Genomic DNA, 11,986 nt, shown 5'->3' with positions numbered 1-11,986 from the left:
TCAGGTCGAGGTCGACTCCGGCGCCTCCTCGAAGAGCACGAGCGCACCGGTGGCGTCGTCCTCGGGCGTCGACATCGGCGTGACGCTGACCCGCAGGTCCACGGTCCTCCCACGACGGTTGACCGCCTCGAGGTGCCGCCCGTGGATGCGCCGCTCGGCGCCCCCGATGACCGAGACCAGCCAGGGTCGCAGTGCTTGGCCAGGCAGGCCGCTGTCGAGTGACAGCAGCGGCTGACCGACCGTCTCCAGCTCACGCAACCCCCACAGCTCCTCCGCCTGCCGGCTCCAGGCCTGCACGACGAGGTCCCGGTCGACGACGATGACCGCCCCGTCGAGGCTGTTGAAGATCGACTGCATGAAGGCGTTGAGCTGGGTCACGGCGCTCGACCGGTCGCGCAGCTGCTCGTTGGTGAGCTGGAGCTCGTCGTTGGTCGACTGCAGCTCCTCGTTCATCGTCTCGAGCTCCTCGTTGGTCGACTGGAGCTCCTCGTTGGTCGTCTCGAGCTCCTCGACCGTCGACTGGAGCTCCTCGTTCGTCGTCTCCAGCTCCTCGTTCGTGGACTGCAGCTCCTCGTATGCCGTCTCGAGCTGACGGTTGGCCGTCTCCACCTCGACCTGGAGCTCGTGGAACCTCGTGACGTCCGTGAAGGTGATCGCCAGACCGAGGACGCTGCCGCGACCCTCCGCCAGGGGCACCATCTCGATGTCGAGGTAGGTCGTCGTGCCCGTCCGCTCGCGCCACGGCACCTCGCGCAGGGTCACCGTGTCGCGCCCCTCGAGCGCGGCAGCCATGCCGGGTCCCAGCTCGGAGACCGTGTAGGCGATGTCGAGGTCCGAGAACGGCCGCCCGAGGTCGCGCTCCGAGAGCCCGAGCATCGCGCCGGCACGGTGGTTGACGAGCGCCAGCTGGCGGTCGGGACCCACGGCGATCTGGGCGACAGGACTACTCATGATGAGCTCGCTGCGCAGGCGGCCGTTATGGTTCCCCGCGCCGTCCCGCCCGTAAATCCGCCACGGCGCCGAGAACGCGGCATCCGTCGGAGCGGTCTTGATCTTGCGGAAGAAGCGCCGCTTGAGGTCGATCGGCTCGAAGGTGGAGGTGTGGTTGAGCAGCATCTCGGCCTTGCCGAGAAGGAGCACGCCTCGGTCACGCAGCGCGAAACCCAGGCGCGAGACGACCCGGGACTGGGCCTCCGCGTTGAAGTACATGAGCGTGTTGCGGCACAGGAGGATGTCGATCCGTGAAATCGGCGCGTCGAGGGTGACGTCGTTGCGACCGAAGATGACAGTGCGTCGCAGGTCCGCCGAGAGCTGCCACCTCGAACCGACCTGTTCGAAGTACCTCTCGCGGAAGTTCTCAGGCACCCCACGGAGCTCCTTCTCCGTGTAGGTGGCCTGACGGGCCTGGTCCAGCGCCTCCTCGTCGAGGTCCGTGGCGTAGATCTTGACGCGGTCCCGGTACTGCTCGCCCATGATGTCGTGCAGGAGCATCGCGATGCTGTAGGGCTCCTGACCCGCGGAGCAACCGGCGCTCCAGACCCGGACCGGGCCGCCGTCCACGTGCTCGAGGAGCTGCGGGATGACGTCGTCGCGCAGGTAGTCCCACGCCTCGCTGTCACGGAAGAAGCCCGTGACGTTGATGAGGATGGTGTTGAAGAGAGCGGTGAACTCCTCGGGCTGGAGCTGGAGCAGGTCGATGTAGTCGTCGACGCTGGTGATCGACACCTCGCGCATGCGGTGACGGATGCGGCGGAGGAGGCTCGGACGCTTGTAGCCGGTGAAGTCGAAGGCCCGGCTGTCCTTGAGGAAGGTCAGCAGCCTCTCGAAGTCGTCATCCGATGCGGTGGCGCCGCTCCCCGCCGTCACCGAGCCTTCCTCGTCCGGTTGCGGCAGGTCCGCGCCCCCGCGCTCCGGCGCACCCGACTCAGACCTGCTCGACATCCTTCTCCTCCACGGCGTCCTCGACCGGCAACCGGCCCAACGGCTGTTCGAGGACCTGTTTGAGCACGGATGCCGACCGGCTGGCCTCGTCTGCCTTCCCAAGATACCGCTGCTCGGTCAGCCTGTTGCCACGCTCCCCTGCGCGGGCAGCGAGCTGTCGGCTCAGGGCGGCCTTCTCCTCGAGGCTGCGGAACGCCATCCACAGGGCACCCTCCAGCTCCTTGGTCTGCGCCGCGAGCAGCGAGTCTGGCGACCACGCATGACCCACCCGGCAGCGGAAGCGCAGCAAGCCCGAGTCGTCGATTTCGAAGAGGGTGCCGCTGCAGTCCGGGCAGGAGAAGCCCGCAGGCCGCCCCGGACGCTCGGGGTCCTCGAAAGCGGCGTCGTCCATGGTGGCCATGCGCACCTCCTCGGAGAGGAGCTCGTCGGAGCTCACGTCGGGAGGACGGGTCGACTCCGTCGACTCGGTCAGCTCGTTGACCGCCGCGGCCAGCTCGCTGACCGTGCCGACGAGGTCTGCGCCGACCGCGCGGATGACGCTGGCCGGCATGCTCGGGTACGCCGCCTCATCCGGGCTCTGGGCCAGGACGCTGCCCCCCATTCGGCGCACGGCCCCCATCCCCGCCGTGCCGTCGTCGAGCGCCCCGGAGAGGATGACGCCCACGACCCGTTCGCCGCAGGCCACCGCAGCGCTTCGGAAGAGCACGTCGATCGCGGGTCGATGCCCGTTCTCGCGTGGGCCGCGGCTGAGCCCGACATGGCCGTCGGTGACGACGAGGTGGTGGTCGGGCGCGGCGACAAGGATCCGCCCGTGCTGGAGCTCCTCGTGGTCGGTCGCTCCCTTGACCGGCAGGGCGGACACGCGGCCGAGGATGGTGGGCAGCATGCTGGGCGCGGTCGCCGACACATGCAGGACGATGACGACGCTCGCCTTGAGGCCCGGGGCGAGGCCGGCCACGAAGCCCCGGAGGCTCTCCACCCCACCGGCAGAGGCGCCCACGACGACGACGTCGGGCGCCATGTCGCCTCCTTCTTCGGTGATCGCGTGAGACCGGCCAGGCTCAGCCCTGTTGGGTCCTCCTACCCAGTCTCCCCCATGCCCACCCCTCCTTAGGGGATGAGGATCTGGTTCGTCTACCGGACGTGCGAGATGATGGGTGGGTGACCGAGGACGTCAGCCGCCGCGCACGGCAGCGAGCAGATGAGGCTCGACGACGTGCGGCTGAGGCAGGGCAGCGGGTCGAGGAGCTGCGCCGCGGCGAGGCGAACCGCGGCGAGACCGCACTGGCGAGGTCGATGGAGGCTCTCACACGCGCACGTCAGCTGGCCAAGGAGGGCTACCGGCACGCGGCGGAGGCGGAGAGGGCCGCCGGCCGGGCCCACGCGTCGTTCGCAGACGTGATCGAGGGACGGACCCGCGGGTCGACCACGGACGAGGACGCCGCAGAGCGGGTGGCATGGCACCGCCAGAGCGCCGAGGAGCACTTCCGCAGGGCCGAGCTGGACGAGAGCAGCCTGGCGGCACTCGAGGAGTCCCCGCCGCCCTGAGGCCGCCCCCGCCGCTACGCTGCCGGGCGGCCCGTTTCGTCCGATCCAGACGGGGGTACGCCCTCCACAGCCAGGGGCGCTTCGCCCCATCTTTGCGACCCGAGAAGGAGCTCTTCATGTCCCAGGACGCCATCGTCATGCTCAAGGACGACCACAAGCAGATCAAGGCCTGCTTCCGGGAGTTCCAGAAGTCGACGACGACCGACGCACGCAAGGGCAAGCTCGTCGAGCAGATGGTAGAGCTGCTCACGGTCCACACCTATGTCGAGAACGAGGTGATGTACCCGCGGGTGCGCGAGCTCATGCCGGACCTCGAGGACGACGTGCTCGAGTCCTACGAGGAGCACCACGTCGCCGACGTCCTCGTCATGGAGCTGCTGCCGATGTCGCCCGGCGACGAGCGCTTCGAGGCCAAGACGACCGTCCTCATCGAGAACGTCACCCACCACATCGACGAGGAGGAGAGCGAGTGGTTCCCCAAGGTGCGCGAGGGCCTCTCACGGACCCAGCTTCGTGAGATCGGCGCCGAGATCGCCGAGGCCCGCGAGCGTGCACCCCGTCGCCCCGAGCAGCCGAGCGCCCTCAAGAAGACCATCGACGCCGTCGTCAGCTGACGCCACCCTGTCCGCGCCAGCTCACCCGTCGAGGAAACCGGTGATGAGTCTGACGACGGCCTCGGGCTGCTCCTCGGCGAGGTAGTAGCCGGCGTCCGGCACGTGCGCGAGCTGCACGCTGTCGGCGTGCTCCTCGTAGCCGTGGAGCAGACCGGGGTGTCCGGCTTGGTCACGGTTGCCGTCGTAGAGAACCTTTCCCTAGATCGCGAGCGTCGGCGTGACGAGTCGGATCCCGCGGTAGGCGCCGGTCACACCGCGTCGGGCGCCGTCGAGCACCAGCGACCGGTAGAGCGCCGACGCGGCGCGGGCACGTGCCGGATCGCGCAGACGTCCGAGATAGACCTCGAGGTCCTCGTCGGACCACGACCCGTCGCCCGGGCTGTCGGCAAGGAGCATCCGCCGTGCGATGGGCTGTCGCCCCACGCCGAGGAGCCGGGGCCCCAGCCAGGGTGATGCCGCGACGAAGGAGGCCCACATACGCCACGCGCGCACGAGGACGGGTAACGACGGCTTCGGCCAGGGGTGCGGCGCCGCGAGGACCACGAACCGGCGCACCCGACCGGGGTGGGACAGGCACACCCGGTAGCCGAGGAGCCCGCCGGTGTCGAGCCCGGCGAGGTCGACCCGGTCGAGCCCGAGGGCGTCGAGCACCCCGACGACATCCGCGACGAGCTGCTCCTCGGTGAAGCCCTCTGCCGGCGCGTCGGTCCAGCCGGCGCCACGCAGGTCGACGGCGAGGACCCGACGCTGCCGAGCGAGGTCCCCGATGATCTTGCGCCAGCTCCACCAGTGCTGGGGGAAGCCGTGCAGCAGCACGAGCGGGGACGGCAGACCGCCCGCACTCCCCGTCTCCTCCGCCGGCCCGGCCTCCGCCACGTGGACCCGGAGGCCCGCGAGGTCGACGAACCGGTGCCGGACGCCGTCGACGAACGGGATGCCCTCGTCGGGGCGCCCGCTCGCGCTCGGCACACCGGTGCTCCCGTTCGGAGCCTCCATGCGGCGGATGTTACTCCGCGGACGCACCGCCGGACGGCAACTCGGCGTCCTCGAGGGCGCGGTCGATGAGGGCGAGGTAGTCCTCGACCGACGCCGGCCCGCCCAGTCCGACCCGGTGGTCGACGACGAGGTGCGGCGTCGTCTCGATCCCGAGCGATCGGGCGGCCGTCTCGTCCGAGACGAGGTCCGCCGCGTGGTCCGACGACGCGAGTACGGCGGCGACCCGACGCTCGTCGAGCCCGGCCTCGGCGGCGAGCGGCTGGAGCACGCGGGGGTCCGCCACGTCGACCGCCTCGGTGAACACCGCGGCATACAGCCTCTCGAGCATCGCGGCCTGCAGCGGCGGGCCGCCGAGCTCGAGCGCGAGGGCGACGAGCCGGTGCGCGTCGGCCGGGTCGGCCTCGGGCGGCGAGGTCACCGTGACGTCGATCCCGTCCGGCCGGCCCGCGATGGACGCCTCCTCGAGGGTCGCGTCCGACACCGGCGGGCCCGCCAGCACGTGGTGGAGGACGACGACGTCCATCGGGTGCGTCGAGGCCGACACCGCGGCCTCGACGCGTCGCTTGGCGACGTGGGACCACGGGTCCCGCACGTCACCCCAGAGGTCCAGGACGAGCTCGGCCATGCCCCCACCCAAGCACACCCGAACGCCGAACGCCCCCAGCCGCAGACGGCGTGGGGGCGTTCGGACGGCGTATGCCGTGGGGTCACGGTGCTCAGTAGCGCCGGAACTCGGTCGGCGTACCGAACATGTTGCGCTCGCTCGTCGACTTCCCGGTGCGCGGGGAGTCGATCATCATGTCGCCGCCGGTGTAGATGCCGACGTGCCAGGCGGGGCTGCCGTAGAAGACGAGGTCGCCCGGCTGCGGGTTGCTCACGCGGGTGCCCTCGCGCTGCTGCGCGGACGCCGTGCGCGGGAGCGAGATGCCGGCCTTGCGGAAGACGTACTGGGTGAAGCCCGAGCAGTCGAAGCCCGACGCGTCGTCGCCGCCGTAGACGTAGGCGATGCCGAGGAGGGTTCGCGCGATGTTGACGACCTGGCTCGACGACTGCTTGGCCGAGCTCGAGATCGAGGTGCGCGTGGTGCTGCGGCTGGCCTTGTCGGAGGAGCGCTCGGCGTTGGCCACAAGGGCACCCTCGCGGGTGCTCGAGACGACCGGCTTCGCCTTCGGCTTCGGCTTGGGCTTCGGCTTCGGCTTCGCCACGGCGGTGACGCCGGTGACGCCGACGGCGACACCCTTGACGGGGGTCGACACGGCGGGGGCGGAGATCGCAGGGGCGGCGGCGGCCGCTGCCGGAGCGACCGGCGCGGACGTCGCGACGTCCTTCGTGACGGACCTCGCCGTCTCGGGGACGGCCGAGGCCGGGAGCGCGAACGCCGCGACCAGGCCACCGGAGGCTGCGAGGACCGCGGACGCCTTGGCGCCGGTCACGCCTGCGCGCGATGCGATCGTGGACAGTTCGGCGACGGGGTTGTGCCGCCCGGGCGCGCGGTGACGCCCAGAGGTGGAGTGAGCCACGGGAAACCTCTCGATGCCTACGGGGTGAGCTGTCGGGTTCGGGCGAAAGGTTCTGCCCGGCCAGCCGAGGCTGGCTTCACCCCAAGGGCCGGTCCGTCAGGACCGACCCACAAGTGGGTCCCCCGCTCCTGCCAAGCGGTTTGTTGTGCAGTCGATGACGGTGGCAGGACTCGACAGTCCGTCATGACAGCCCACCCCAGGGGAGGACGAGCCGGAGCCAACGTACCCGACCTTCCGGCCAAAGTCACGTTTGGGTCACGGGCTGCCGTCGGCGGGAACAAGGAAGCCGCCGGACCGCTCTCGCCACCCGCAAGGGATGCGGCGCCACCCGCGCCGCGACCCGGCGACCAAGGCCCGCGACGACCGAGGCGGGCACAGCCTCGTCGGCCGCACCCGCCCTCGGCGGTGTTCTCAAAGGGTCACTCCACGGAGATGTGCACGTGGTCGTAGTGGTTGGCCGTGGTCGAGCCGCGGTCCTCCATCGAGCGCCAGCCGGAGGACCCGGCCATCCAGATGCGCTGCTTCCAGATGACGTAGGTGATGTTGTAGCGGTTCATGTTGTCGATCGCCCAGGCGGCGACGGCGTCGCCGCGCGAGCCGGTCACCATGACGTCGACGGCCTTCCCCGCACCGTGGTCGCCGGCACCAGCGCGGAAGCCACCGATGGTGGTGATGCCGAAGTTCGAGCGGACGGCCGAGCACACCTTGGAGGCGTTGTCGCCCAGACCCTTGCCGTCGCACCAGCCGTAGAAGGCCATCGAGACCGCACCGCCGCCTGAGGACGAACCGGACGAGGTCGACTCGCGCGAGGTCGAGGTCGAGGACCCGGACTTCTCCGGGGACTTCGAGGCGGTCTTCGTCGGGGTGGGCGTCGGCGTCGGCGTGGGCTTGGCGACGGCGGTGACGCCGGCCGGGCCGGCCGTGACGGCCGCGCTCTGACCGGCGGCCGGCGCCTTGAGCGCCGCCCGGGAGCCGGAGACCGAGGCGCGCGCGCTGCTGCGCGAGGTGGTGCCCTCGGCGGCGGCGGCGCGGTCACGCGCCACGAGGGCGTTCGTCTGCGAGCCGAGCTCGATCTGACCGGGGTCGGCCTGGACCGGGATCGCGACGGCTGCGGCGACGCTCGTGGCCAGGCCGAGGCCGACGAGGCCCTTGACGAGGGACGGGCGGGACAGGGAGGAGAACGCGGCGGTCACGTCGGGCAGACGACGGCGCGTCTGCGCGCGGCGCCGACCGGCGCGCGTGTCAGGGGAAAGCACGAAAGAGAACCTCTCGATGGATCAGGGGTGGACCCACCGTAGCGGCGCCGGGACCCGAAGTCACATTCCGGTAACGGCCGAGCTCGGGACCGTCGGGGACGACGCCCTCGTCGGGCCGCCTCCTCGCGTGAGGGGCCACGCACGGACGCACAGGCGCGCCGCCGGCCCCGGCAGGTCAGCTGTGACGTGCCGCACGTGCGACGAACACGTGCGTTGCGATGTCGTCCGGCAAGGACACCCCGGTCGTCTCGTCGGCGCCCTCGAGGGCCGCGATCACGCGACCGTTCTCGCGTCGGACGGTGGCCAGCTGGCCCGGCAGCAGCCCGGCCGCCGTGAGGAGGCCGAGCGCCTCGTGGTCGTTCTGCGCGGGCTCGCCGATGCGGCGCACGGTCACGGTGACGGGAGCGGCGACGGCGACCTCGGACAGGGTGGACAGGCCGCTGCGGAAGTCCTCCGCGAGCGCCTCGCCGAACTCCTCGAGCCCCGGGATCGGGTTGCCGTAGGGAGACTCGGTGTGGTCGGCGAGCAGCGCGAGGATCTTGCGCTCGACCCGGTCCGACATGACGTGCTCCCACCGGCACGCCTCGTCGTGGACGTACTCCCACTCGAGGCCGATGACGTCGACGAGGAGGCGCTCGGCGATGCGGTGCTTGCGCATGACCCGCGTCGCGAGACGGCGACCCTCCTCGGACAGCTCGATGTGGCGGTCCCCCGCGACCGAGAGCAGCCCGTCGCGCTCCATGCGGGCGACGGTCTGCGACACGGTCGGGCCGGAGTGGCCGAGGCGCTCGGCGATGCGGGCTCGCAGTGGGGTGATTCCCTCCTCCTCGAGCTCGAAGACGGTGCGGAGGTACATCTCCGTGGTGTCGATGAGGTCGGTCACCTGCACATTCTCGCATTCACCGCGCGGAGGTCCGGACGCCTCCACCGCGAGGGTCGTATGCCGGCAGCCACCGTCCCAGCATCGGCGCACCACCGAGCACCACGAGCCCGAGGACGACGCACGCGGGCCCGAGCCCGGCGAGCACCGTCACGCCGCTGACGAGCAGCGGCGCACCGTTCTGGCCGAGGAGGGAGAGGAACCGCCATGCGGAGAGGAACTGGGCACGTCCGGCGACCGGGGCGGCGTCCGCGCCGAGCGTCTGGACGATGCCGGACCCCAGCCCGTTGCCGACGCCCATGAGCGTCGAGACCGCGGCGACGGACGCGAGCCCGTGGGCGAGCGGCAGCAGCACCATGCCGAGGCCGAGGACGAGGAGGAACGGCACGGCCACCCACACCCGACCGAAGCGGTCCATGACCGAGCCGGCCGGATAGAAGAGGAGGACCTCGGCAGCCCCCGCGATGCCGAAGACGAGCGCGACCTGGCTGTCGGGAATGCCGACCGACTCGGCCCACAGCGGCACGATGACGAACCGGCCCTGCCGAGCGGCCCCGATGACGACGACGCCGAGCCCGATCGTCATCAGCACGCTCCGGTGGCTCCGGACGACGTCACGCAGCCCCACCCGGTCGGGGACGGGCGGCCGCCGCGCGGGCGACCGCCCCGACGCCACCTCGCCTTCGTCACCGAGCGGCCCGCGGAGGCCGGTCCACGCCCACACCGCGGCCAGCAGGCCCGCCACGACCGCGACGGCATACGCGGCTCTCGTGCCCCACACCGCGATGATCGGGGCCGAGACGAAGGGCCCCACGAAGAGGCCGACGCGCTGGACTCCGCCCATTGTCGACATCGCGCGGGCCCGGATCCGCACCGGCGCGCGGGCGGTGAGCCACGACTGCCGGGCCAGGAGGAACACGGATCCGGTCGTCCCCATGAGCCCGATGGCGATGCCGAGGGTCCACAGGTTCTGGGCGAACACCGCGAGCAGCGCGCCGATCGCGTCGACGACGGCGGCACCCGTGAGCGCGCGCCGTTCGCCGATGCGGGCCACGAGCGAGCCGGCGGGCAGGGAGGACACGAAGGCCGAGAGGCCCTCGACGAGGACGAAGGCCGCCGCGAGCGCGACGCTGGCGCCGAGGTCGCGGGCGCTCAGCGCGACGACGGGCACGGCGGCGCCGACACCGACCGACCACACCGCCGTCGGGCCGAACGCCGGCAGCGCGATGCTCCGCAGCGAGAACTCCTCGGCGGTGGCCACGCCCGCCACCCTGACACGTAGGTTGGGGCCGTGCACGTGGTGATCCCCGGTCGATACAACGGCCCTCCGACGTCGGGCAACGGAGGGTGGGTGAGCGGGCTCGTCGCGAGCCACACGCCCACGACCGACGACGCCCCGGCCGTCTCGGTGCGGCTGCGGCTCCCCCCGCCCCTCGACCGCGAGCTCACCCTCGACGTGGGCGACCCGACGACCCCGACGACCCTGCGCGACGGCGACGCGGTCGTCGCCACGGCGTCCGCCGCCCCCGCGCCGGACGGACCCCTCCCCGACCCGGTCACGGTCGACGAGGCGCGCGCTGCCGAGGCGTTCGCGATCACGGCGGAGGAGCACCCCTTCCCCACCTGCTACGGCTGCGGCCCCGACCACCCGAGCGGGCTCCACATGCGCTCCGGACGCCTCCCGGGCGACAGCGGTGCGTATGCCGCGACCTGGGTCCCGCGCGACGACTCGCTCCCCGAGGTGTGGGCCGCCCTCGACTGCCCCGGCGGCAAGGCGGCCGGCTTCCCGGCGACGGTCATGGTGCTGGGCACGATGACGGCCCGGATCCTCACCCCGCCCGTGCTCGGGGAGGAGCACGTCGTCCTGTCGTGGTCGCGCGGTGACGACGGCCGCAAGCGGCACGCCGGTTCGGCCCTCTTCACGGCGGACGGGCGGCTGCTCGCCCGCGCCGACCAGACCTGGATCGCCGTCGAGCCGTCCGGCACCTGAACCACCCACCGATAGACCCACCCGCCCGGATCGTCGGCGTGCACAATGATGCTGCCCGACACCGGAAGAACCCGAGACGAGGGAACTTGTGACAGCGAAGTCCGAGACCGACACCACCGCCGCCGCGTCCGCGAAGGCGACGCCCGACCCCGACTTCCGGCCGGGCCTCGAGGGCGTCATCGCCTTCGAGTCGACGATCGCCGAGCCCGACAAGGAGGGTGGCGCACTGCGCTACCGCGGTGTCGACATCAAGGACCTCGTCGGCCGGGTCAGCTTCGGCCAGGTGTGGGGCCTGCTCGTCGACAACGAGTTCGACCCGGGCCTGCCGCCGGCCGAGCCGTTCCCGCTCCCGGTCCACACCGGTGACATCCGGGTCGACGTCCAGTCCTCGCTCGCGCAGCTCGCCCCCGTCTGGGGCTTCAAGCCGCTGCTCGACATCGACGACGCCGAGGCTCGCGACAACCTCGCCCGGGCCTCGGTCATGGCGCTGTCCTTCATCGCCCAGTCCGCGCACGGTCAGGACCGGCCGATGGTGCCGCAGAGCCGGGTCGACGAGGGCAAGACCATCGTCGAGCGCTTCATGATCCGCTGGCGCGGCGAGCCCGACCCCAAGCACGTCGAGGCGATCGACGCCTACTTCATCTCCGCCGCCGAGCACGGCATGAACGCCTCGACGTTCACCGCCCGCGTCATCGCCTCCACCGGCGCCGACGTCGCGGCCTGCATGTCCGGTGCCATCGGCGCCCTCTCGGGTCCGCTGCACGGCGGCGCACCCTCGCGAGCCCAGCACATGATCGAGGGCGTCGAGCGCACTGGTGACGCGACGGCATACGTCAAGGGCGTGCTCGACCGCGGTGAGCGGCTCATGGGCTTCGGACACCGCGTCTACCGGGCCTACGACCCGCGCGCCGCCGTCCTGCGCGACACGTGCAAGCGCCTCGGCGCCCCGCGCTACGAGGTCGCCGCCGAGCTCGAGAAGGCCGCGATCGCCGCGCTCGCCGAGCGTCACCCCGAGCGGCGGATGGAGACCAACGTCGACTACTGGGCCGCCGTGCTCCTCGACTTCGCCGAGGTCCCCGGCAACATGATGACGCCGCTCTTCGTCTCGGCGCGCACGGCCGGCTGGGCCGCGCACATCCTCGAGCAGAAGAAGACCGGGCGCCTCATCCGCCCGAGCTCGCGCTACATCGGCGAGGCGAGCCGCGGCATCGAGTCGGTGGCCGGCTACCGCGAGGGCTGAG

General features: G+C 71.7%; 12 protein-coding genes and 1 riboswitch. Of the genes, 4 read left to right on the top strand and 8 right to left on the bottom strand.

Going from position 1 to position 11,986, the window contains the following annotated elements:
* Window positions 1-1,941, bottom strand: coding sequence for a CheR family methyltransferase (locus ACOJV7_RS11000; RefSeq protein ID WP_420190189.1), 1,941 nt, complete (start codon window positions 1,939-1,941; stop codon window positions 1-3).
* Window positions 1,925-2,962, bottom strand: coding sequence for a chemotaxis protein CheB (locus ACOJV7_RS10995; protein WP_420190188.1), 1,038 nt, complete (start codon window positions 2,960-2,962; stop codon window positions 1,925-1,927). The genes ACOJV7_RS11000 and ACOJV7_RS10995 overlap by 17 nt, the downstream gene beginning before the upstream one ends.
* 140 nt (window positions 2,963-3,102) lie before the next feature.
* Here ACOJV7_RS10995 and ACOJV7_RS10990 point away from each other — a divergent pair, with 140 nt between their 5' ends.
* Together ACOJV7_RS10990 and ACOJV7_RS10985 are read left to right on the top strand one after the other, a co-directional pair.
* Window positions 3,103-3,489, top strand: a complete 387-nt coding sequence (locus ACOJV7_RS10990; RefSeq protein ID WP_420190187.1) for a hypothetical protein — start codon at window positions 3,103-3,105, stop codon at window positions 3,487-3,489.
* 116 nt (window positions 3,490-3,605) lie between these two features.
* On the top strand, window positions 3,606-4,103 hold the full coding sequence (locus ACOJV7_RS10985) for a hemerythrin domain-containing protein (protein WP_420190186.1): 498 nt from the start codon (window positions 3,606-3,608) through the stop codon (window positions 4,101-4,103).
* Window positions 4,104-4,301: 198 nt separating this feature from the next.
* Here ACOJV7_RS10985 and ACOJV7_RS10980 read toward each other — a convergent pair whose 3' ends face one another.
* The 6 genes from ACOJV7_RS10980 to ACOJV7_RS10955 form a co-directional block, all read right to left on the bottom strand.
* A complete protein-coding gene (locus ACOJV7_RS10980) occupies window positions 4,302-5,099 on the bottom strand; it encodes an alpha/beta fold hydrolase (protein WP_420190185.1) in 798 nt (265 codons plus the stop codon).
* A gap of 10 nt (window positions 5,100-5,109) precedes the next feature.
* The gene (locus ACOJV7_RS10975) at window positions 5,110-5,724 is read right to left on the bottom strand and encodes a DsbA family oxidoreductase (protein ID WP_420190184.1); all 615 of its coding nucleotides are present in this window, start codon (window positions 5,722-5,724) and stop codon (window positions 5,110-5,112) included.
* 91 nt (window positions 5,725-5,815) lie between these two features.
* Window positions 5,816-6,619, bottom strand: a complete 804-nt coding sequence (locus ACOJV7_RS10970; RefSeq protein ID WP_420190183.1) for a C40 family peptidase — start codon at window positions 6,617-6,619, stop codon at window positions 5,816-5,818.
* 2 nt (window positions 6,620-6,621) lie between these two features.
* Window positions 6,622-6,770, bottom strand: a riboswitch (cyclic di-AMP (ydaO/yuaA leader).
* Between the two features lie 268 nt (window positions 6,771-7,038).
* Window positions 7,039-7,875: a VldE C-terminal domain-containing protein gene (locus ACOJV7_RS10965; protein WP_420190182.1), complete on the bottom strand. Its 837-nt coding sequence runs from the start codon at window positions 7,873-7,875 to the stop codon at window positions 7,039-7,041.
* A 175-nt stretch (window positions 7,876-8,050) separates the two neighbouring features.
* The gene (locus tag ACOJV7_RS10960) at window positions 8,051-8,758 is read right to left on the bottom strand and encodes an iron-dependent transcriptional repressor DtxR (protein ID WP_420190181.1); all 708 of its coding nucleotides are present in this window, start codon (window positions 8,756-8,758) and stop codon (window positions 8,051-8,053) included.
* Between the two features lie 16 nt (window positions 8,759-8,774).
* Window positions 8,775-10,016 carry an MFS transporter gene (locus ACOJV7_RS10955; protein WP_420190180.1) on the bottom strand — a complete coding sequence of 414 codons (1,242 nt, stop codon included), beginning with the start codon at window positions 10,014-10,016 and terminating at the stop codon, window positions 8,775-8,777.
* Window positions 10,017-10,046: 30 nt separating this feature from the next.
* Here ACOJV7_RS10955 and ACOJV7_RS10950 point away from each other — a divergent pair, with 30 nt between their 5' ends.
* Window positions 10,047-10,745, top strand: coding sequence for a hypothetical protein (locus tag ACOJV7_RS10950; protein WP_420190179.1), 699 nt, complete (start codon window positions 10,047-10,049; stop codon window positions 10,743-10,745).
* An 88-nt stretch (window positions 10,746-10,833) separates the two neighbouring features.
* A complete protein-coding gene (locus tag ACOJV7_RS10945; RefSeq protein ID WP_420190178.1) occupies window positions 10,834-11,985 on the top strand; it encodes a citrate synthase 2 in 1,152 nt (383 codons plus the stop codon).
* Window position 11,986 lies beyond the last annotated feature (1 nt).

Source organism: Knoellia tibetensis (assembly GCF_048606415.1).
Lineage (GTDB): Bacteria > Actinomycetota > Actinomycetes > Actinomycetales > Dermatophilaceae > Knoellia > Knoellia tibetensis.
The sequence above is the reverse complement of the archived record's forward strand: the minus strand, read 5'-3'. Positions and strand labels throughout refer to the sequence as shown.